The following is a 20,735-nucleotide window of genomic DNA, read 5'->3' on the forward strand; positions in this document are numbered from 1 at the left end:
CCCCCTACTGATTGAATTTTCACTTTATCTTTTGACATTTGCTAATCGCATCAAGGAAATAGGACTATACTAGAAGTTTCTTTGTTCTAATTACTACAGAATATAAGGGGCTTTGCATAAAAAAAATTTTTTTTAGAAAGTAGAGATCGTTATTATGTGTGCCCAAATCTTTTCATCTGGCTGCAAAACAGGGGGAACGGGACCAACGGGAGCCACTGGACTAACGGGAGCCACGGGACTAACGGGAGCCACGGGACTAACGGGAGCCACTGGACCAACGGGAGCCACTGGAGCCACTGGACCAACGGGAGCCACTGGACTAACGGGAGCCACTGGACTAACGGGAGCCACGGGACTAACGGGAGCCACGGGACTAACGGGAGCCACGGGACTAACGGGAGCCACGGGACTAACGGGAGCCACGGGACTAACGGGAGCCACGGGACTAACGGGAGCCACGGGACTAACGGGAGCCACTGGACCAACGGGAGCCACTGGACCAACGGGAGCCACTGGACCAACGGGAGCCACTGGACCAACGGGAGCCACTGGACCAACGGGAGCCACGGGACTAACGGGAGCCACTGGACCAACGGGAGCCACTGGACCGACAGGACCCACTGGGCCAAGTGTGACAACTAACTCTATGTATGCGTCTAATACAATTGGAAGTACTATTGTATTACTGCTAGGGGGGACCAGCGTTCCGCTTCCTAATAACCAAAGCTTAGATGGGTTTACCGTCAATGGTGCTAACACTACTTTTACCGTTCCTGTGACAGGTCGCTATTACTTGACCTATCAAATAAATACAACAGTTGCACTGCTTGCTGGTTCTAGACTGATCTTGAATGGTACTACGCCAATACCAGGTTCAATTGTATCCCCAGCGGTATCTACATCGAATTATAATAATGATGTGATTGTATCTTTAACAGCAGGCGATACCATTTTACTTCAATTATTTGGTTTGATAGCTACTGTAATCTTAGTAGGGGGAGGAGCCACAGGCGCTGCTCTAACCATTATTCGTTTAAATTAAGGCTGATTTTTCGTGATATTGGATTAATCAATCAACCTATAAATTGAGCCAAGATTACTTCCCAAAAACTCATATATCATGTATTCATCGACGGTTCTCAATGTGTGAATTGTCTATAGGAGAAGAGATTTGGCTCTTTTATAGGTATAATCTTTTTTCTAGTTTTATCTTAGTATTGTATTAGAAGAACACCTATCTCCACTTTATCGTTTACAAGGGTGGACGATATTCGCTTCAACTACTATATTTGCATGACCTAACACTTTCACATGTTGCTGTAATTCAATTGAGAGGTCGATTACGTAATAAACATCTTCGTGTACGCTTGGCGAAAGAGTAGCGTGACAATAAGCTTTTTCAATTATACAGACAATTGTTGTACCAATTGGTGCACACAGGAAAAAACTTTCTTCAAATAAAAAAGGAATCGGCCCTGTATAACAGTTATCATCATTATGTTTGACACAAACATACCCCTTTTTTCTAAGTTTCACTTTTTGAAGTAACATTGTTTTTCCACTTGGTAATATTATTTTTCTATTTGTTCTCCCCGATACACCCAAAACCTCTTCACATTCAATCACTTCATTGAAACAACGATTTGTTTCGTTTCCACATTGATCAGTAAAAAAGCATTCAACTTTTTTATTCCCCTTAATATCCTTTTTTTCTCCATCTAAATATGTCACTTTTTTATTTATTACCATGTAAAACTTCCCCTTGATCCCTTGCTTCGAATCCGTTGTCATAGAAAGTGATTGAAGTTTTGCTATTGTAACACTTTTGGAACGACCATTAAGAATGGAAAAAAGGAATTTATCATTAACAAAAACATTTATAACGCCATCATTCCTTGAATCATTTGAAATCCATATTGTGCTCGTCATATTGGAAGGGGAGGCGTCTTCCCATAGTAATGTAGGCTCTTGCTTACTATCTTCAATGTGAAAATTTCTGCATATTTCCTCTTTTATTATTTTTACTTTTTTTTTTATGAAAACAGGATTTTTAACCTGAATCGTTGAACAATGAACAAGCCAATCGAATACTTTTGTTAGATGTACACAATGGGTACCAGGGTAAGTTACTTGAATTTCAGACATGCAATCCCCCCTGTGCTATATATTTAATTTATGAATGTTTTCTGAATTGGTTTACGAACTGTCTAAAAAAATCATTATGCTAAGTATGATGATAATGAAACATGAACGTATGAAATGATTTTATTGAAATAATACGCTTTTTCTCCCTTGTACAGTGAACAGACTGATTTCCTAAAGAAAGATGCCAATCAGTAGTTTTGGAGTTCCTGAGAAAAGCGGTCCATTTCGTCTAAAATAGAAAATCCATAAAAGCGCCATCTTTCAATCAAATGAATAGTGTGTTTTTTTATAGTAGGATATTAATTTATCTGAAAAATGCGCTCATATTAACCTTTATATATACCTTCCCTAAACTCGCAGATTTGTACAATGGAAGTGCATAAAAGGCCACAAAAGCATGATTTCAAACAATAGTAGACATAGATAATTGAATATTCTATAAATTAATGTTGACAATTCATATGTGAATTAATATAATTGTGGTTAATTGAATGCGAATGGAAAGCGAGTGAGAGAAATGGCAAATCAAATTGAGAATACACAATTAAGCTTTGGACAGAAAGAGGCACCTGTAAAGGTTGAAGTGTTTTTGAATTTAACATGTCCTTATTGCGCTACATTTTATGGGATTGCGGAAGAGGTTTTAAAAGACTACTTAGCTAATGGACAAGTTGAATTTATTGTCAAACATTATGACAAGCCTAGAGAAATGCTGTTAAATGGAACGTTAATCAACTTATTCCTAGATTATGAGGATCCTTCGCGCGTAAAAGAAATTTTAAAGGAATTATTTGCAACACAAGAACAATGGGATCAGTTGAACAATCAAGATATTAAGAAGCTATTAACTGAAAAATATCAATTAAAAGAAGAACCACGAAATACCGAAATTAGCTTGGGTGTAACTGCAGAGGCCATCCGCAGAAATGTGAAAATGGTGCCTACAGTTTTTATCAATAATAAAGAATATCAATATCCTACAGAATTATCGGCAGATGAATTGAAAACGACAATCGAAGCGGCATTAGAAAATAGCATACTCACTAGTTAATTACCTCGTATAAACGCTTAATCCAACAAAAAATCAGGCAAGAGAATTTGACTTTCTCCTGTCTGGTTTTTTATTTTACCTCTATACTCAATACCATATTGAAAACCCATTTTTGAAGTTCTACCTAGAACAAGCAAGCTACCAAAAAAGTAGCTTGCTTGTTTTTACACGTTTAATTCTGGCTTTGGTGTCGATGGTTTAATGTATTTAACTAATAGTCTACGTGAGATTGGTCCAACAATTAGTAACTGCGAAGGAAGCGCCACGATAAAGTTTAGACCAACTATTTTAAGGTAAGCTGTGAAAATTGAACCTTCAATTCCTGTCATTACCGCTGTTAAAATAAGTCCGTATACTGACATAATAAGAACCATTATAGGGACCATACAAAAAGCAAGCGCCACAATAAATTTGATTTCTTTCGATTTATCATAAGGTAGTGATAATGCAAATTTACGCGCTTTCGGTTCAACGAGTGACTCTGCAATAAAAGCGACTATAAATGTAATGATAAATTGAATCGCTGCACTCCCAACTGTAAACGATGAAAATCCGTGTAAAGCTGTGTTGTAAACTGACATAATAAGAACCATTCCAAAACACATAAATAGGCCAAAAATAATGCCTTCTTTTTTATTACTAGGCAAATATAAACATCCTTTCGTAAAGAGAATAAGTGTTAATTATATATGCCTAGATTTTTTTACATAAGTGACGATTCTGTGAACTTTTTTTAGAAAATGTTAAATTATCCTGTTGTTTTGATGTGAAAAATAGAGCTGTAGATAGAAGATCTGTTTACGAGATTGATGGGAGGACAATGAATGATCCGATGGGGAGAAGAAGCCATTATTGAGACGAATATTGAGAAGGTGTGGAGTTTATTTTTGGATGAAAATAATAGGCTATGTTTTAAATCAATGTTGAAATTTGATATACTTTCGTGAATATGTGAAAACTTTGCTATATTCATCAGTAACTATATATACTGGTTCAAATGGCTTGAACTATTTGAAAATGATAAAGAAGCAATAAAGGTAAAGAACTTTATGGTTAAATGTAATGTAGCCTATGCTTATATAAAAACAGCAGATTTTAAAGAAAGAGAGCTAATATTTGTAAAGGAGATTAAGGTATGACAGAAATCTGGGAATCAAGTTTTATAGAAAATCAAATGATGTGGGGATTTGAACCTTCAGACTCTGGAATCTTGACAAAGGACTTTTTCCTTGAAAAGAAAGTTAAGGATATATTGATTCCTGGTATTGGATATGGTAGAAATGCAAAGGTTTTTATTGACAACGGAATAAATGTAACAGGTATCGAGATTTCAAAAACAGCGATTGAATTGGCAAGGCAAAATGGGCTTAATATGAGTATTTTTCATGGTTCAGTAACCGATATGCCTTTTGATAACAAACTTTATGATGGTATATTTTGTTATGCACTTATTCATTTATTGAACAATCGTGAGAGAGATAAGTTTATTAAAGATTGCTATAACCAGTTAAAGCCAAACGGATATATGATTTTTACTACTATTTCAAAAGAAGCTCCAATGTTTGGAAAGGGCAAACAACTAGGTAAAGACTATTTCGAGATAATAGAAGGGATAAAAATGTTTTTTTATGATTCTGACTCGATCAAACAAGAATTTGGAAAATATGGACTGATAGAATTTTCGGAAATTTTTGAGCCGCATAAGAATATGGAAAATAAACCTCCGTTTAAATTTATAATGGTAAAATGTCAAAAAGAACTATAATTATAATTGCATAAAAAATCAAAAATAGTGAATTGTTAATTGATAAGGCTTATGTGTAACCTATTCCTTCAAGTGCTTACGCATTATTCTTAAAACTATTTTAAAACATAGCCAAATAATAAAAAATTTGCCTAAAGTGGTGCGAGAGTGTATGCAAAAGGTTGAACAAGAAGCGTTAAAATTTTAGGATGAGGAAATGTCCATATAAAAATCGTCACTTTAGTTTTGTTAGGATGAATTTAAAAAAGGAATGACTGAAGTCAACATGCGAATGGTTGGCTTTTTGTTATGCATCCAGAAGGTGCTATGAATCAAAGTCATTAGGCTAATAAAATGGTAATATAGGATAAAAAAGGAGTTTATCTAAAAAAAGTGATGTGTGAAGAGAAATTTCTTTTTATTCCTTGTTATCATATATAGATTTAGCATAATGGGAGGGGTTATATGGATCTCGAAAGTCTGATTAAGAGGAAATTAACAGCCACATTTGTCACGACAATGATTCCATCTATGATCTTAGCATATTTATATATGGCAGATAGTGTTAAGTCGGAATATCCCTATGGTTTAGGAGGGAATTTCTTAGGCTGGTTATCTATATATAGTATGTATATAGGTTTAATTGTCTTGATTTATGGAAATCTAGTTTCAGTTGGTTTAGAATATCTACAAAAAAAGTGGTTTGTGAAATACATATGGCTTTACGTTTTGCTTCATGGCTTTTTTGGTTTAGCAAATGGTTGGCTTTTTCAGGAATTTACATTGGCGTTATCCGGAATGATAGTTGCTTTGTTCTATGCGATTATAGATAGATGGCTATACGTAAGAATTGAGGTTCAAAAGAGTTTTAAGATGTTTTTTCTATTTCCGGTCGTAATATGTGGTTTGCTTTGGGGGTATTTTCAGATCATGTCTGAGCCTTTACCACCCTTTACAATGAAAGATGCTGTTAAATTTGCCACTGATGGTGATGGGACTGTTACAGATAAATTCCCTAAGAATGTTGGCAGATGGGAAGGGCAGATTGACGGCTATTATGTTGAGAGAAAAACAACTGCAAAAGAAACGGGAAAAGAAAAATATCTCATTACTTTTACTGAACGATGGAATAAAGGAAAGGTAAAGGGTTTCTCGTCTTTTTCTTACGAGGTAGAACGTGGATCTTTAACCGCATCTGGTCGTGAAGGGGAGGAACCACCGTACTATAAATGAGACTTAACTAGTTAAACAATAAAAAATCAGAAGGGCTACAAATTCGGTTGTTCCGATTGTAACCCTTCTTCTATTATTAAGATCGCAGGATACCAAAATTGAAATACGATTACATAAGTGATGAATATTTTGGGGGGAATTCTATTCTATGAAAGGTTATCTTTGATTCTCTGTTTAAGAAGTAGGGATAATATCTTAGTTTACAGAAATACACTGAAAAGGACCAATAAGATATAACATGAAACTAAGCAAATAGAGTTAACCTTGATAAATTTAATGAAAACTATAAGATAAAATGTAGTCCTGCTGCTTTATTTGAAAACGGATTCGATGAGGCTTGCGCTTTTTTTATGTAGGGATTTATAGAAGGATTTTAAACGTTAATACCGAAATACATATATGGAACAATATCTTTAGGAGCTGAAAATTTTGGATGAAAATAAAGAAGAATTATTAATTCGTTTTGAACAGATTAATGGAGTGATTCGTACATAATCAATTATGTAATAGTAAATAAGTAAAAGAAATAACGAATAGGGAAAAGGGGATTGAAAATGGATGTGAGATACCCAATTGGGAACCTACAAGTTCCTGAAAAAGTAACATTAGAAAATATTCAAGAATGGCTAAAGGAAATCGAAACTTACACGATTCGATTAAGAGAAACTGTCGACTCATTAAGCGATGAGGAATTAAGCAGAACTTATCGTGAAGGTAGCTGGACAGTTCGTCAACTTGTTCATCACATTGCAGATTCTCAGTTGAACATGTATCAACGTTTGAAGCTGGCCTTAACAGATGAGAATCCAACAGTACCAGCTTTTGATGAAGAAAAGTGGGCTATTCAACCGGATACAAAGCTTCCAGTAGAAAGTTCTATTAAAATATTAGAAGGTATAAATGAGCGCATCGTATCTTTAGGACATAGTTTAACTGAAGAGCAATTAGATCGAGCTTTTACTCATCAGATAAACGGTAAAATAATTGTTGCAACAAAAGTTGCAAAATTAGCTTGGCACGAAGAGCATCACTTAGCCCATATAAAGATCGCATTATCAAAATAATACAATATGTATAGATGTGGCTTGTCGAACCTCGATAGGCCATTTTTAAAAATTAAAATAAGGAATAATTACAGAAGTTTTATTCAACTAAAGAGCGTGATTATTGAATAAGCTTCACTTTTTTTTTTCAACTACATACCTATGTGAAAATTTAGAAGAGATTGTGAATGTTTGTACTTAAACGAAGCAAGATAATAAAAGATGGTAAAATAAGCAGAATAGTATTAATCGTTAAGGATGATTTCTTTTTTACTAATAATGACTCCCCATATTTTCTTTATTTCCTACAAAACACGAACATTAAGTTATTTTTTAAAATTAATATTCATATTTATATTGAATATCTATGGTTAGTTTGCTATATTTAAAAAGCAATAATCTTAAATATCATTACTCGTATATACTCGGTAATATGGTCTGAGCGTTTCTACCTGGTTCCCAATGAAAGAACTGGACTACGAGTTAAAGTATTCGGTTGTTCGGCTTTTTGGCCACTGCCATTTTATGATTTAGCAAAAGCATCATTTTTTGCTTAATTATCTATACTTTAACTTTGTAGGTCTAGAAGGTAGAAATCATTCTACATTTTCTAGACCCTTTTCTTTGGACCAAATCTTCCAGTGTATCAAACAACAAGAGAAAAAGGAGAGATTATTTATGAAAAACAAAAGGTTACCAAAATACGCTTTATTAGCAACGATTACTGTACTGTTATTATCAATACTAGCAGCATGTAATTCAGCTTCACAAAATGAAGCTGGACAAAAAAATACTCAACAGCCTATTATCATTCAAGGCCCAATGCCAATAGAGGCTGAACATTTTGCAAAAAGGCTAGAAAATGTTAAAGAAGAAAAATCAGGAACTTTTGTATTTTACAAAGGAACACTGGACAATTATCCTGTCATCGTTACTAAAACAGGTAAGGGAATGGAAAATACAGCAGCTGCTACAGCAGTGGCCATTGAAAGATATAACCCTATAGCAATAATCAATCAAGGAACATCAGGCGGACATGATCCGAATTTAAACGTATTTGATATTGTTCTAGGAAAAAGAGTTACAAACATAGGCGCATTAAAAGCAGAAAACATGAATGAAAACCAAGGAATTGATCCAACTAAATGGATACCTATGGATTTAATGGCTTCTGAAGGAAGTGCAGGAGAAGATCCTAATGCTGAAAAAATCCGGTACTATGAGGGAGACAAGGATTTACTCGCAGCTGCTAATGCAGTAAAAGATAAATACACTAAGGGTAAAGTTGTCGAGGGTACTATAGGTTCAGCAGACTTTTGGAATAATGAAGTTGATCGAATTAAATGGTTCCATACTAAGTATGGTACATCTGTAGAAGAAATGGAAGGTGCCGCAGCAGCACAAATGGCCCAAGCTTATGATGTAGCATTCTTGGGTATTAGAGTATTGTCTAATAATAAAACCAATGGTGGTAAATACAACCCAGATACAGCATCAGCAAATCAAGAATATGTTTATGAAGTAGTTAAAAAATATATAACTACGTTGTCAAGCAAATAATATAGAAAACCAGATTAGCATCAGTTCCACAAGGAATTAAACAACTTTATTATCTGTTCTAATTTCAGAAGTAAAGCTGAACTTAATCTTTTTAAAGAACTTTAAAAGGAGATACTACAATTTAAGTAGTGTCTCCTTTACGTTTTTATAAGTGAATTTTAATGACTATTCCTATTCAGGTGTTACTTACAAAACCAATTTAAATAGAAAAAATTAGACAAGTACATCAAGTAATAACATTAAACACGACTTCATGCGAAATTAAACGGCCTGTCCCCAATTAAGTTGAGGGAACAGGCGGCCTTATTAGAGCTTCTTCGATGTCACATATTAGCAGGTCAGCCCAGATTCTCAAAATTCTTTTTAGCTGTTAATTGTAGTGGGAAAGTCGTAGCTGATTATGTGAATAATCGTCGTTAATCTTTAGTTAAGCAGCAGATTTCGTTTGCTTCTTTGATGTGAAAAAACACTTCATCATCGGTGGCGTAACGATGGTTGTTACAAGAATGACTACAACGAGAACGGCGAATAAATCGTCGTTAAGTAGTTTGGATTCTAGACCGATTGCAGCTAAGATTAAAGCGACCTCACCACGAGACACCATCGCAGCTCCAATCCCAAGCGAGCTATTCCAACCAAATCCTGATAATTTAGCACCGATAGCTGCACCAACTAATTTTGTTAGAATAGCTACTATACTTAATACAACAATCAGACCTAAATGATTCATAATCCCCGAAAATTGTGCAGTAATTCCTATTGAAGCAAAGAATACTGGAACAAAAATCGAATAACCAATGGTTTCAACCTTTTCAAAAACTTCATGTTTAAAGCCCGTTACACTAATAGCCACACCAGCTATATAAGCTCCGATTATCGCTGCTACCCCTGTATATTCTGCTAGGTAGGCATAAACAAAACAAATAATTAGAGCGGCAGAAATAACCGTTTCCGTCACTTTTAAGGAAGCGAACTTTTCCAAGAACCATGGAACTACTTTCCAAGCAACAAGAATGGCGCCTGCAAAAAATAATACTTTCTTTAAGATAACGATTGATAGATCGACTTCGCCACCAGCAAAACTCATTAAGAAAGCCAAAGCGATAATGACGACCACATCATCAATCACGGCTGCACCTAAAATGGCAGTTCCTTCAGGAGTTTTTAATTGCTTCATCTCTTTTAGTGCTTGAACAGAGATACTCACACTAGTAGCAGAAAGCAATAGACCTAGAAACAATGATTGAAAAGAAGTAAGATCCATCATCATTCCTGCAAAATACCCTACAGCAAGCGGAACAATGATTCCACCAAAACCTACAAAAGTAGACGCTTTTCCAGTTCGTTTAAATTCGTCAAGATCGGTTTCTAAACCTGCTATAAACATTAACAAGATCACACCGATTTGACTAAATGCTGCTAAGGTTTCAGTCTCAGTAACTAGCCCTAACACGGATGGCCCTAGTACAATACCTATTAGGAGTTTTCCTAAAACGGAAGGTTGCCCTAATCTTACACTTATATGTCCGGCAATCTTGGCTGCAACTAAAATAATCGCTAATTGAAGTATTAACATTTTTATCCCCCTTTGTATATTTTTGTAAAAAATACAAAAAAAGCCTGTTACCAAAGGACATACTAATCCCTTGGTGACAGGCTCCTCCAAGTACTACACTGTATTTTATTAAAACAATCATATCATTTTTAGTGGTGGAATTTCAATATTAATATCTTTCTAATTTGTGAAAAGCAGAGCGATACTCACGCACTCCTTGTCTTTACTTCATTTCTTTTTTTATAATATTGATCGACAAAGCGACCAAAAATGGATGCAAGCACTTGCTGAAATAGCATACTTATGACGACAGGTACGGCAACTTGAGCAGGAAAATAAGAAATGGCGATAACGGCACCAGTACTAATATTGCGCATACCACCTAAGAACGTTAGTGACACAACATCTTCTCTGTTCATCTTTAAAAGCCTGCCGATAAGAAAAGAAAACAAGTAGCCAGAAAAAGCAATAAGAAAGACGACAATGGCGATGAAGACCAATTTTGTGTCAATATGACGTAAATATGGAGCGATAACCGAACTATTTAACAACACAACGATTCCTAAAAAGATTTTTGAAATCGGCGAAAGGCGCGGACCTAATACGGTTTTTACCTTTCCATTTGTTACTTGATTAAGCAACATCCCAGCCAATGAAGGAAGAACGACCATCCATAGTAAACCGCCCATCATGCCGAGAATATCCATTTCTACTTGTTCGCCAACCATAAGCGACATCGTATATGGAACGATGAATGGCGATAAAAATGTATCAATTAAAATCACGGCAAGTGTAAGTGGAATGTTCCCTCGATAGATGGATACCCACAGAACACTTGTAATGCCGGTCGGAATAATCATGCCAAGAACTAATCCGGTTATCGTATAAACATCCCCGTGAAAGACAACATGACCTACACCCAAAGCCCAAAGCGGCATGATCACATGTAGAATACACATCGTAATAATGATCGGTAGAGGATGGATCATCACTTCTTTAAATGACTTAATATTTGACCCCAAACTACCGGAAAACGTCATAAATGCAAACAACCATGGAACTAAAAACGAAAAGCTATCGACGTAGCTTGCAAACGTCACACCAAGCAACACACTTATCGGTGTAATAAACGGCATTTTACTTTCTAAAAAAGCATTTAATTTTTGCAGCATCTTCTAAGCGCTCCCTGAAAATAAACTATGAGATTATGAAACTACTTAAGCCTACATCGTATTGTGGAAAATAAGCAACTTCACTATTTTATGTTTTGAAGAATAAAAAATGATGGTAAAAAATTTTAAAATAGGCATCAAACTTAAGTAGTTACAAAATGTATATATTCAATATAACATATCTCAGCATTCGTGTTTATGTCACTTCTCCTGATATCAAAAGTGAAAGAACAACTTACTTTTAATAGGGACAAAGTGAAACTTTAATCAGTGGGGGGACTGCCCGTTAATGCGGGATAAAGGTTGTATTGTATATTTCTATACTACTGTACAATCAGGACCGAAATGCTATCATAACATGTAATTTAAAGAACTATCCATGAGTGTCTGCTCTAAAACCTGACGAGGAAAAAGGTTCAAGTTCTATAAACTGTATCATCTTATAAAGGCGGCTTAGCTGCGCTGATTTTTCGAAGCCCCGCCCCTTTTCCACAGAGAAAAAAGCATTACCATCAGCATGTCCTAAAAAAGGGGATTCTGTGATAATGCCGTTATTTGCGCCTTGCCCTTCTTGTTAAAGTCTTAAAGGATTCAAACTTATTAGAGCGCTATTTAGTAAAATGTTTATTCGGCATTAAGGGTTTTAGTCGTCTAATTCCTCTTTTTTCACCCACTCTTGAGACCAATTTTCTATTTCTTTCAAAATCGGTTCTAATGAGAAACCCTTTTCCGTTAATGAGTATTCGATTCTAACAGGTGTTTCTGGTATGACATCACGCTTCACGATACCCTGCTGTTCGAGGTCTTTTAAGCGTTCTGACAAAACTCTGCCGCTAATTGCTATAGAAGATTGAATGGTGCCGAAGCGTTGTGGACCGGACAATAATTGATAAATAAGTAAAGTAGTCCAGCGTTGACTTAAAAGAGAGACGGCTTTTTCAAATCGCGGACAAATAATGGATTGATTCATGCTCTTTCACTCCTTTCATTACAATATATCATATTACAATTTAATATCATATAATTTAAAAATACAAAGTTACTTGACAATAACGTGTTATGAAAATATAATAACTTACATAAAGTAACTAAAAGGAGAATAAAAAACATGAATAAAAATGAAGCAGGTGCAGTTATATTACGTATTATTTTAGGTCTTACTTTTTTCATTCACGGTTTTGTTAAATTTCAAGGTGGAATAGGTAACACGGTTGGCTTTTTTGACAGTATTGGCATTCCTGGGTTTGTAGCTTATCTCGTCGCAACTATAGAGTTAATTGGTGGAATTGCGTTGATACTAGGTATTGGAACACGAATTGTTTCGGTGTTGTTTGCTGTTATTATGTTAGGAGCCATATTTACAGTAAAGCTTCCTCTCGGGTTTCTTGGTAATGGGCAAATGGCGGGATATGAATTTGAATTAGCACTGCTTGCTATGGCTATTTTCCTCGCTTTTGCAAATCGCTCTCTTTTCTCATTAGACAATAAAATTTTTAATAAAGAAGGGAAGTAGTAAAAATGGAAAAGTTTCATCAAAAGCCAATTACGTTTGTTGGAGAAGTTAGTATTAATGTAATGGAATTGGATCGTGCCATTACGTTTTATCAAGAAATTATCGGTTTTCAAGTTTTGGAACAAACTGAACGTAAAGCGGTTTTAACAACAGACGGTAAAACACCGTTGCTTACGCTTGAACAGCCAGCTGATGTGATTGCTAAAGAAGGACGTACATCTGGCTTGTATCATTTTGCCCTGTTGTTGCCCACTCGTGCTGATTTGTCGGTCTTCTTACGCCATTTACTTCAGACAGGCTATCGATTTGGAGCGTCGGATCATTATGTAAGTGAAGCTTTGTACATTTCTGATCCGGACGACAATGGTATTGAAGTATACTGGGATCGCCCGTCTTCTGAATGGTCATGGTCAAATGGAGAAGTAGCAATGGCAACTGAACCGTTAGATGGGGAAAGCTTACTTGCTGAAAGTCATGCCGAGTGGAGTGGATTGCCAGCTGATACGTTGATGGGGCATATTCATTTACATGTAGCGGATCTTCAAAAAACAGATGAGTTTTATGTGAAAGGTCTTGGATTTACCGTTGTAAATCGATTTGGAGGGGCTCTCTTTACTTCGACAGGTGGATACCACCATCATATCGGTTTAAATACATGGAATGGTGTTGGTGTTCCTGCACCTCAGAAAAACAGTGTTGGACTTAATTGGTATACACTCGTTTACGCAAATGAAGAAGCAAGAAGCAAAGTGATTGTACAGCTGGAACAAATCGGTGCTATAGTGAAACAAGAAAACGATGTATATGTGACAACTGATCCATCAGGAAATGAAATTCATTTAGTTATTTAAAGCTTTTTTTGGAGGAACGTATGATGAAAGAAGATAATACATTAAACGATTCTAGTTTTGAAATCGGGATTTATACGCTTGGTGATATCGTTCCAGATCCCCATACTGGTAAAGTGATTAGCGCCCGCCAGCGCTTGACAGAAATAGTAGATGCAGCAAAACTAGCTGATGAAGCAGGACTAGACCTTTTTGGTTTAGGTGAACATCATCGTTTAGACTATGCGGTTTCAGCTACTCCAGTCGTACTTGCTGCAATTGCGCAAGTAACGAGACAGATTAAATTGACCAGTGCGACTACTGTATTAAGCACGGTCGATCCTGTTCGCTTATTTGAAGACTTTTCGACATTGGATCTGCTATCAAACGGTCGCGCTGAAGTTATTGCGGGGCGTGGGGCGTTTATTGAATCTTTCCCGCTTTTTGGATATAACGTCAACGAGTATGATGAACTGTTCGAAGAGAATATTGATTTGTTTTTAAAACTGAACGAACAAGAGAAGATTACGTGGGAAGGCCGGTTCCGCTCAAGTCTTCAGAATGCTGAGATTGCACCACGACCAGTTCAAAAGCAACTGCCACTTTGGGTTGGTGTTGGTGGATCACCTGAAAGTGCAGAAAGAGCAGGTAAGTTTGGAGTTGGGATGGCTCTAGCCATTCTCGGCGGCGATCCAAATCGATTCAAACCACTCGTTGATATTTACCGCAAAGTGGGCGTTGAAGCCGGTCATCATTTGAATGAGTTAAAGGTAGGCGTTACCGGGCACACATTTATGGCTGAAACAACGGAACAAGCCAAGGACGAATTCTATCCATATTATTCAAATTACTGGGAGTATGTGAATCGTCAACGAGGGATGAATACACGAATGTCTCGGGCTGATTTTGAACAAATGTCAAGTCCAGACACTGCATTGTTTGTTGGTAGCTCACAGCAAATTATTGAAAAAATCCTGTATCAGCATGAATTGTTCGGGCATCAGCGATTTATCGCCCAGATGGATATCGGTGGGATTCCATTTGCTAAAGTTGCGAAAAATATTGAACGATTAGCAACAGAAGTAGCCCCGGTTATCCGACGTGAATTAAGTAAATAATCGTTTTGAAATAGTCATGTTAATGAAAATGATGGATTAAAGGAACCAGCATGTTATATAATGTTGGTTCCTTTTTTTATTGAAGATTACCCTTCCATAGAGTGAGTCTCCTTTTGGGGAATTAACTGTTCTCCCACTCCTTCTTTGTGTAATTGCGTGGATAATATGAAAGCCGTAAGCAGAAGTCCAGAACAAAGTAGTAATGACGAGGGAATGCCCCCAAGATGGTCGATCATCCAGCCGCCAAGCCCAGGTCCAACTAATTGTCCAGCAGCAAAATAAACAGTTACATATCCCAATGCAATTGGTGCATATGCTGGATGAATTTGTTCTGTCGAAATAGCTTGAATGAGAGAAAGCATCCCGACAACCGTAATTCCCCAGAGGAACTGACTGATTACAAACCCTATAAGTTCGGGGAAGGTAATGGGAATGAGCATCGCAATGGTCCCCAGGAAAAGTGTGATCAATAAGGACTTCTTCCGCCCAATCTTATCCGAAGTCATTCCCCATATCGGTCCACTAAAAATGGACATAAAACCACCCAAAGCGACAATTTGACCAGCCAAATAGCGATTAATATGAGCCTCTAAAATAAAACTAAAAAGGAAGTTCTGTGGAATTAAATATGCAAATCCAATCAATCCGTAGATACAGGCTACTAATAAGATTCTTTTATGCAAGTACACCTCGCGAAATAGAGAAGTTTTTTCTTGCGTTATTTTAGGTGAAGATATGGGTGGATCTCTGAGAATTATCTGAGCAACAAAGGCAGATAGTAAAGAAAATAGTCCGTATAACAGCCAGATATATCGCCAACCATTTCCAGAAAACCAAGCTGTAAAGAATGGTATCAGTGTGCTAGAAAACAATGTTCCTAGTCCTAACCCACTTAAGAGAAATCCGATCATCATACCCCTTTGCTGTGGAAACCAACCGACAATAATATTAACCAATGGGGTATACGCAAAAGCCGCACCAACACCGAGAAGTACCATACCTATTAAGCAGGAAAAATAATTTTGAACCCAGGGCATGTACAGTAAACCACAAGTAACAAGTAGTGTCCCTAAGATTACTAGACGTTTCGACCCCCATTTTGCTGCGAAAATGCCAGCAAAGAGAACCAATCCCAAATAGCCGATCGAAGTTGATGTGCTCAGCACACCTGCTTGTTCATAGGTAAGCGATAAACTGTCCTTCATAAAAGGCATTAGAATCCCGTAAGACATTCTGCCAAAGCCAAGAATACTAATTGTCACCATAGCGCTCGCAAAGGCATACTTCCAAACTTTTTGCTCATGACTCATCATTCACACCCCGATATTTTACTGGCTTCAATTCTTTTACCAGACTCATATGCATCTTTCATTCACTGTTTATGATTATTGATTACCTAAGTACTGCAATGAAACCTTGAATTTTAAGGGTATTCAGTTATTCTGCTCATCCCACTCTTCTAATGACATTATGTTAACATTTTCGCCAAGATCCAATCTTAATGGAGTCATTAATTCAAGTAAGTTGCCATCAGGGTCTTGGAAATAAATAGCGGCGTGGGCGTTTCGTTTGTTTGATAAGACGAGCGGTTGTTTCTCTGGCGGAATTCCAAAAGTTTCAATTATTTGTATCCCTTTTGATTCAAGCCATTCTTTCGCATTCCTGATATCTTTTGTATCAACATGCCATGCAATATGCCTTAAAGAGGGGTGATATGGTGTGTCAACTTTATCTGTTTCCCACAAACCTAACCAGCTATGACCTTTCTCTATCCAGAAGAAAGCTAATTTTTCATGTTGATAGGCAATTTCTAAATCTAACTTTTTATAAAATTCTATTGAGTTCAAAAGATTAGTTACAGGTAGATGTGCTTCATAAAGACCTTTGATCATCGTGATCGCTCCTTTTTATTATATATTTAAGGATTGATGTGCTATTTGGAATTATTTTTTAAAAAAAGAGAACCAATAAGGCTCTCTACAATTATCATTGCTCATACTAATGATTTTCCATATCCCACTCGTTTTAGCAATGGTTTCATCACTATACTCTGATGATAATGGTAGAGGTTTACGTGTTAAAGTGTTACTCATAAATCCATATGAATTTTCTAATCTAATTGATTGAAACAAACTAGCAACAAAGTTAAGGATGCAATACAAAATTTATTTATCAGAATACCGATCATTTTAATTATTTGAATAAACTGAATTATATAATCATATACTATTTTTTTCCTTGTTTAAATAAATTTACATTATTATTTTGATTGCAAGGTTAACAATCCAGTAAGATAGAAACTGAGAGCATACGTCAATAGGTCTGTATAAAAGAGTAACACGTTTTTGAATAATTATTTTCTAGAAAAGTCTGATTATTTATGGTACACTAATAAATCGTAAAGCCCTCGCGTTTAACAACTTGAGGGCATTTTTGTTTGTCTTTTTAGAGTTATGGGAACTCTAAAAAAGAGAAATCATACGCGTATGACATGGATAAAGGGGTATAACATGAATCAAGTTCAAAAATTTGCTCTGATGGTTTCGTTGATATATTTCCTAATTGGTATTTTTTGGGTAATTAGTACTGATTCGATATCTTTACTAATAGCAGCGGAAAACTTTCACGCCTATACAATCTTTCAGCGAGCGAAAGGCTGGGGTTATATATTCCTGACAGGGTCTGTTCTATATGTATCACTCAATTATTGGGGAAAGAAATTACTACATTCGGAAAATGAGCTGAAACGAAAGGATGTTCAATACCGTTCGCTGTTTAAGCATAATCCGGATGCTGTCATAGAGTTGGATTTAGAAGGAAATATCAATTCAATCAATCCTGAGGGAGAAAAAATACTCGGAGTTACCGAAGAAGAAGTAAGGGGAAAATGCCCGACTACTGCTATTTCTATCGAAAATGTCGAAAAGATTCGAGAGTATTATTGGTTAACCTTAGAAGGAGTAAACTCCTACTTTGAAGCAATCATCCATACAGATGGTAAGAAGAAGATTCTAAGGTGCGCAATCTTTCCGATCATTGTCACAGAAGAGATTGTAGGTGTATATGCTCTTGCTAGAGATGTCACGTCCCAGAGGCATGATGAGGAGATGCTCATTGCCTCTGAGAAAATGACGGTGATTGGCCATTTGGCAGCAGCAGTTGCCCATGAAATACGTAATCCTCTAACTTCATTAAAAGGATTTGTACAATTGATGCGTACGGAGAAGGAAGTTACCCCTCACTATCTCGAGATTATGGAAGAAGAGATTGAACATATTAACATTATTTCAAGTGAGCTATTAATACTTGGAAAAAAACAAGAGATTTCACTGCGGCTTCGTAATGTTCGTGAATGTGTATCGAAAGTTGTGTGGTTAATGAAAGCTCAGGCGAATTTAGCCAATCTCGAATTGGAGTTGATTGAGGTTTCAGATGAGCCAATCTACATTATTGCAGATGATGTACAATTGAAACAGGTGTTTATTAACCTGATTAAGAATAGTATCGAAGCTGTAGATAAGGATGGAAAAATTAAAATTGAAATCAAAAAAACAGAGAGTGATGCGATCATCACGGTATCGGATAATGGCAAAGGAATTGATGAAGAACGATTGAAATATCTTGCCCAGCCTTTTTATTCGACAAAAGAAAAAGGAACAGGGCTCGGTCTCGCTATTTCTTACAAAATCATTCACCGCCACAACGGGGAAATGAGCTTTAAAAGTAAAAAAGGACAAGGTACAATTGTAACTGTTAGGATTCCATTAGCAAATGACGAAGAACAAATGTTATTATAAAGATAGCTTAAAGTGCGTGTTCAAAAAGGATAAAGAATGCCGAGAAGTTCTGCGGGCGCATCTCGATAACCTTTCGTGTATGCAGTAACGTTTGGGACCGGACTTGCACAGGATGCGCGCGATTTTAACAGAAGGTCAAAAATGCACTTTGATGCAATTCGCTAGCTTCTTTACCGAACTTTTTGAACAACCTCTTAGAGATTAAAGGAGAGTACTATGACTGACACACCTGAATTTATTAAAACAATGAAACCGTTTATCCAATCAGCTTGGGAGAAATCTGGATTTTCCCGGTCGACTCCCATTCAAAGTAAAGCTATCCCAGTGATAACCGCAGGAAAAGATATCCTCGCTGAATCACCAACTGGTACAGGGAAGACTCTTGCTTATCTACTACCTGTGCTTGAAAAAATAGATCCCGAGAACAAATCAGCACAAGCCCTTATTATGGCGTCGTCACGTGAGCTTGTGATGCAAATTGCCGAAGAAGTCCGAATCTGGGCAGAAGGCAGCGGAATTACAGGGGCTTCGTTCATCGGTGGGGCAAATGTAAAACGTCAGCTCGAAAAATTAAAAAAACGCCCGCAAATCATCGTCGGAACACCGGGACGTGTATATGAGTTAATTATGCAAAAGAAAATGAAAATGCATGAAGTGAAAACGATTGTACTAGATGAAGGTGATCAATTGATTGTGCCTGAGCATATGGGGACGATCCAAAATATAATCAAGACAACGCAAAAGGATCGCCAAGTACTGATGTTTTCGGCTACTCTTCCGGATCAGACTGAGAAACTGGCCCGTGATTTAACGAACGAACCGGAAGTCGTCCGCGTTGATAAGAGCGAGAAGATGGAATCTAGCGTGGATCATATCTATTTCGTTGTCGAACGACGTGAAAAAGCCAAAGTTCTTGAAAAAATTACTCGTCTAGAAGGATTAAAGGGACTTGCTTTCTTAAATGATATCGCCGAAATTACCGTGTTAAAAGAAAAACTCGATTATAAAGGGATTAAGCTCGGTGTGCTTCATGGCGATTCCAATAAAATGGATCGTGAAAAAGCACTAAGACATTTACGTTCTGGTAAAATGCCTTTATTGTTAGCAACAGATGTTGCGGCAAGAGGTTTAGATATTAAAGGTCTTACTACCGTTGTACATGCTGACATGGCAGAAAGCGTGGACCAATACGTGCACCGTTCAGGTCGTACAGGACGAGCGGGTGCAGATGGTACAGTCATTTCGATTGTCACAGAACGCGAAGAGCGCGAGTTGAAGAAACTGGCTCGCGAGCTTGATATTACATTAAGTAAGAAAACATTTTATGGTGGAGAAATTGTAGACGCCAATCGATAAGGAAGAAGGGATAGCTGTGATTTAAGGCTATCTCTTTTTTTCGGTTCAATATAAGTTTTAAATATGGATTATAATAAAAAGGTTTAGGTGAATATACAACTACGGAAACATGAATAAAAAGCAGCGGAATTATGAGGGATTCTCGCTGCTTCTTATTACCTCAAGAAAATTAATGTCCTTTTAAAAACCATCTTCGGAAGCCGAAAACGGAATGTTGAGCCTATTTTCTACTGCACGTAGGCGTTGGTTTAATCTGTTCAGGCGGCGTGTATGTCGCTGATCATTTTGATTTAGTCGAATGACCTCTTGGTTAACTCGCGTTAGTTCTCTGTTCAAACGAGTAATTTCCTGACTTAGCCTGTTCAGTTCTTGAACTTGCTGCTCATTTTGTCTTTCAAGTTGTCTAACTCTTCTTTCCAGTTGCGGTTGTCTATCAATGTCCACTTGTTCGTATTGTTGAAATTCAGAATTAGTCGGATACTGTGAATAATAAGCCTCTTGTTGTGGAACATATTCAAACTGTTGTTGTGGAATATACTCTGGATAGTAACCATATGGATTCATCTTACGCCACTCTCCTCTTGAAGTCTGGGTTAATACCCTATACTCTATGTGGAAGTT

At 36.8% G+C, this 20,735-nt stretch carries 20 protein-coding genes, 1 pseudogene and 1 riboswitch; of the genes and pseudogenes, 13 read left to right on the plus strand and 8 right to left on the minus strand.

Annotated features, from left to right (window positions below):
- Nucleotides 1–154: 154 nt before the first annotated feature.
- Nucleotides 155–1,042 carry a BclA C-terminal domain-containing protein gene (locus AC1MGI_RS07905; RefSeq protein WP_480349215.1) on the plus strand — a complete coding sequence of 296 codons (888 nt, stop codon included), beginning with the start codon at nucleotides 155–157 and terminating at the stop codon, nucleotides 1,040–1,042.
- A gap of 203 nt (nucleotides 1,043–1,245) precedes the next feature.
- Here the strand turns inward: AC1MGI_RS07905 and AC1MGI_RS07910 are convergent, their stop codons facing one another.
- A complete protein-coding gene (locus AC1MGI_RS07910) occupies nucleotides 1,246–2,145 on the minus strand; it encodes a BMQ_0737 family morphogenetic spore coat protein (protein WP_480349216.1) in 900 nt (299 codons plus the stop codon).
- 517 nt (nucleotides 2,146–2,662) lie between these two features.
- Between AC1MGI_RS07910 and AC1MGI_RS07915 the strand changes: the two genes are divergently transcribed.
- Nucleotides 2,663–3,196: a thioredoxin domain-containing protein gene (locus AC1MGI_RS07915; RefSeq protein ID WP_480349217.1), complete on the plus strand. Its 534-nt coding sequence runs from the start codon at nucleotides 2,663–2,665 to the stop codon at nucleotides 3,194–3,196.
- Nucleotides 3,197–3,360: 164 nt separating this feature from the next.
- On the opposite strand, the gene AC1MGI_RS07920 is transcribed toward AC1MGI_RS07915, so the two are convergent.
- Nucleotides 3,361–3,843, minus strand: a complete 483-nt coding sequence (locus tag AC1MGI_RS07920; RefSeq protein ID WP_480349218.1) for a DUF2798 domain-containing protein — start codon at nucleotides 3,841–3,843, stop codon at nucleotides 3,361–3,363.
- Between the two features lie 177 nt (nucleotides 3,844–4,020).
- Here AC1MGI_RS07920 and AC1MGI_RS07925 point away from each other — a divergent pair, with 177 nt between their 5' ends.
- From AC1MGI_RS07925 to AC1MGI_RS07950, 6 genes and pseudogenes are all read left to right on the plus strand, one after another.
- Nucleotides 4,021–4,143, plus strand: a complete 123-nt coding sequence (locus AC1MGI_RS07925) for a hypothetical protein (protein ID WP_480349219.1) — start codon at nucleotides 4,021–4,023, stop codon at nucleotides 4,141–4,143.
- 21 nt (nucleotides 4,144–4,164) lie between these two features.
- Nucleotides 4,165–4,335, plus strand: a pseudogene (locus AC1MGI_RS07930) (IS1595 family transposase); the annotation flags it as partial.
- Complete coding sequence (locus AC1MGI_RS07935) at nucleotides 4,332–4,961, plus strand: class I SAM-dependent methyltransferase (RefSeq protein ID WP_480349220.1); 630 nt, start codon at nucleotides 4,332–4,334, stop codon at nucleotides 4,959–4,961. The pseudogene AC1MGI_RS07930 and the gene AC1MGI_RS07935, both read left to right, overlap by 4 nt.
- A gap of 444 nt (nucleotides 4,962–5,405) precedes the next feature.
- Entirely contained in the window at nucleotides 5,406–6,173 is a 768-nt protein-coding gene (locus AC1MGI_RS07940; RefSeq protein WP_480349221.1) for a hypothetical protein, read from the plus strand.
- 554 nt (nucleotides 6,174–6,727) lie between these two features.
- Nucleotides 6,728–7,237 carry a YfiT family bacillithiol transferase gene (locus tag AC1MGI_RS07945; protein WP_480349222.1) on the plus strand — a complete coding sequence of 170 codons (510 nt, stop codon included), beginning with the start codon at nucleotides 6,728–6,730 and terminating at the stop codon, nucleotides 7,235–7,237.
- 374 nt (nucleotides 7,238–7,611) lie between these two features.
- Nucleotides 7,612–7,715: riboswitch (purine riboswitch) on the plus strand.
- Between the two features lie 179 nt (nucleotides 7,716–7,894).
- Nucleotides 7,895–8,776, plus strand: a complete 882-nt coding sequence (locus AC1MGI_RS07950) for a 5'-methylthioadenosine/S-adenosylhomocysteine nucleosidase (RefSeq protein ID WP_480349223.1) — start codon at nucleotides 7,895–7,897, stop codon at nucleotides 8,774–8,776.
- 427 nt (nucleotides 8,777–9,203) lie between these two features.
- Here the strand turns inward: AC1MGI_RS07950 and AC1MGI_RS07955 are convergent, their stop codons facing one another.
- The 3 genes from AC1MGI_RS07955 to AC1MGI_RS07965 all read right to left on the minus strand — a co-directional run bounded on the left by AC1MGI_RS07955 (nucleotide 9,204) and on the right by AC1MGI_RS07965 (nucleotide 12,473).
- The gene (locus AC1MGI_RS07955; protein ID WP_480349224.1) at nucleotides 9,204–10,352 is read right to left on the minus strand and encodes a cation:proton antiporter; all 1,149 of its coding nucleotides are present in this window, start codon (nucleotides 10,350–10,352) and stop codon (nucleotides 9,204–9,206) included.
- A 185-nt stretch (nucleotides 10,353–10,537) separates the two neighbouring features.
- Nucleotides 10,538–11,503 (minus strand): bile acid:sodium symporter family protein, encoded by a 966-nt coding sequence (locus AC1MGI_RS07960; RefSeq protein WP_480349225.1) that lies wholly within the window; start codon nucleotides 11,501–11,503, stop codon nucleotides 10,538–10,540.
- A 643-nt stretch (nucleotides 11,504–12,146) separates the two neighbouring features.
- Complete coding sequence (locus tag AC1MGI_RS07965; RefSeq protein ID WP_062184345.1) at nucleotides 12,147–12,473, minus strand: winged helix-turn-helix transcriptional regulator; 327 nt, start codon at nucleotides 12,471–12,473, stop codon at nucleotides 12,147–12,149.
- Between the two features lie 138 nt (nucleotides 12,474–12,611).
- On the opposite strand from AC1MGI_RS07965, the gene AC1MGI_RS07970 reads away from it, so the two are divergent.
- From AC1MGI_RS07970 to AC1MGI_RS07980, 3 genes are read left to right on the plus strand one after another with little or no spacing between them, the layout of a single operon-like run.
- On the plus strand, nucleotides 12,612–13,016 hold the full coding sequence (locus tag AC1MGI_RS07970) for a DoxX family protein (protein ID WP_480349226.1): 405 nt from the start codon (nucleotides 12,612–12,614) through the stop codon (nucleotides 13,014–13,016).
- Between the two features lie 5 nt (nucleotides 13,017–13,021).
- On the plus strand, nucleotides 13,022–13,867 hold the full coding sequence (locus AC1MGI_RS07975; protein ID WP_480349227.1) for a VOC family protein: 846 nt from the start codon (nucleotides 13,022–13,024) through the stop codon (nucleotides 13,865–13,867).
- 23 nt (nucleotides 13,868–13,890) lie between these two features.
- Nucleotides 13,891–14,961, plus strand: a complete 1,071-nt coding sequence (locus AC1MGI_RS07980; RefSeq protein ID WP_480349736.1) for an LLM class flavin-dependent oxidoreductase — start codon at nucleotides 13,891–13,893, stop codon at nucleotides 14,959–14,961.
- A gap of 86 nt (nucleotides 14,962–15,047) precedes the next feature.
- Here AC1MGI_RS07980 and AC1MGI_RS07985 read toward each other — a convergent pair whose 3' ends face one another.
- Both AC1MGI_RS07985 and AC1MGI_RS07990 read right to left on the minus strand, forming a co-directional pair.
- On the minus strand, nucleotides 15,048–16,274 hold the full coding sequence (locus AC1MGI_RS07985) for a YbfB/YjiJ family MFS transporter (protein ID WP_480349228.1): 1,227 nt from the start codon (nucleotides 16,272–16,274) through the stop codon (nucleotides 15,048–15,050).
- Between the two features lie 120 nt (nucleotides 16,275–16,394).
- Entirely contained in the window at nucleotides 16,395–16,853 is a 459-nt protein-coding gene (locus AC1MGI_RS07990) for a VOC family protein (protein WP_480349229.1), read from the minus strand.
- Between the two features lie 618 nt (nucleotides 16,854–17,471).
- Between AC1MGI_RS07990 and AC1MGI_RS07995 the strand changes: the two genes are divergently transcribed.
- Together AC1MGI_RS07995 and AC1MGI_RS08000 are read left to right on the plus strand one after the other, a co-directional pair.
- A complete protein-coding gene (locus AC1MGI_RS07995) occupies nucleotides 17,472–18,758 on the plus strand; it encodes an ATP-binding protein (RefSeq protein WP_480349230.1) in 1,287 nt (428 codons plus the stop codon).
- A gap of 216 nt (nucleotides 18,759–18,974) precedes the next feature.
- Nucleotides 18,975–20,114 (plus strand): DEAD/DEAH box helicase, encoded by a 1,140-nt coding sequence (locus tag AC1MGI_RS08000; protein WP_480349231.1) that lies wholly within the window; start codon nucleotides 18,975–18,977, stop codon nucleotides 20,112–20,114.
- A gap of 180 nt (nucleotides 20,115–20,294) precedes the next feature.
- On the opposite strand, the gene AC1MGI_RS08005 is transcribed toward AC1MGI_RS08000, so the two are convergent.
- Nucleotides 20,295–20,678, minus strand: a complete 384-nt coding sequence (locus AC1MGI_RS08005; RefSeq protein ID WP_480349232.1) for a hypothetical protein — start codon at nucleotides 20,676–20,678, stop codon at nucleotides 20,295–20,297.
- Between the last annotated feature and the right edge of the window lie 57 nt (nucleotides 20,679–20,735).

This window comes from Peribacillus sp. BM1 (assembly GCF_056679975.1).

Bases quoted from the DNA above. Each gene is read 5' to 3' on its own strand.
- AC1MGI_RS07935 (WP_480349220.1), top strand. From the start codon at position 4,332: ATGACAGAAATCTGGGAATCAAGTTTTATAGAAAATCAAATGATGTGG.
- AC1MGI_RS07940 (WP_480349221.1), top strand. From the start codon at position 5,406: ATGGATCTCGAAAGTCTGATTAAGAGGAAATTAACAGCCACATTTGTC.
- AC1MGI_RS07910 (WP_480349216.1), bottom strand. From the start codon at position 2,145: ATGTCTGAAATTCAAGTAACTTACCCTGGTACCCATTGTGTACATCTA.
- AC1MGI_RS07985 (WP_480349228.1), bottom strand. From the start codon at position 16,274: ATGATGAGTCATGAGCAAAAAGTTTGGAAGTATGCCTTTGCGAGCGCT.
- AC1MGI_RS07945 (WP_480349222.1), top strand. From the start codon at position 6,728: ATGGATGTGAGATACCCAATTGGGAACCTACAAGTTCCTGAAAAAGTA.
- AC1MGI_RS07950 (WP_480349223.1), top strand. From the start codon at position 7,895: ATGAAAAACAAAAGGTTACCAAAATACGCTTTATTAGCAACGATTACT.
- AC1MGI_RS07980 (WP_480349736.1), top strand. From the start codon at position 13,891: ATGAAAGAAGATAATACATTAAACGATTCTAGTTTTGAAATCGGGATT.
- AC1MGI_RS07995 (WP_480349230.1), top strand. From the start codon at position 17,472: ATGAATCAAGTTCAAAAATTTGCTCTGATGGTTTCGTTGATATATTTC.
- AC1MGI_RS07965 (WP_062184345.1), bottom strand. From the start codon at position 12,473: ATGAATCAATCCATTATTTGTCCGCGATTTGAAAAAGCCGTCTCTCTT.
- AC1MGI_RS07915 (WP_480349217.1), top strand. From the start codon at position 2,663: ATGGCAAATCAAATTGAGAATACACAATTAAGCTTTGGACAGAAAGAG.
- AC1MGI_RS07970 (WP_480349226.1), top strand. From the start codon at position 12,612: ATGAATAAAAATGAAGCAGGTGCAGTTATATTACGTATTATTTTAGGT.
- AC1MGI_RS07990 (WP_480349229.1), bottom strand. From the start codon at position 16,853: ATGATCAAAGGTCTTTATGAAGCACATCTACCTGTAACTAATCTTTTG.
- AC1MGI_RS07905 (WP_480349215.1), top strand. From the start codon at position 155: ATGTGTGCCCAAATCTTTTCATCTGGCTGCAAAACAGGGGGAACGGGA.
- AC1MGI_RS07975 (WP_480349227.1), top strand. From the start codon at position 13,022: ATGGAAAAGTTTCATCAAAAGCCAATTACGTTTGTTGGAGAAGTTAGT.
- AC1MGI_RS07955 (WP_480349224.1), bottom strand. From the start codon at position 10,352: ATGTTAATACTTCAATTAGCGATTATTTTAGTTGCAGCCAAGATTGCC.
- AC1MGI_RS08005 (WP_480349232.1), bottom strand. From the start codon at position 20,678: ATGAATCCATATGGTTACTATCCAGAGTATATTCCACAACAACAGTTT.
- AC1MGI_RS07925 (WP_480349219.1), top strand. From the start codon at position 4,021: ATGATCCGATGGGGAGAAGAAGCCATTATTGAGACGAATATTGAGAAG.
- AC1MGI_RS08000 (WP_480349231.1), top strand. From the start codon at position 18,975: ATGACTGACACACCTGAATTTATTAAAACAATGAAACCGTTTATCCAA.
- AC1MGI_RS07960 (WP_480349225.1), bottom strand. From the start codon at position 11,503: ATGCTGCAAAAATTAAATGCTTTTTTAGAAAGTAAAATGCCGTTTATT.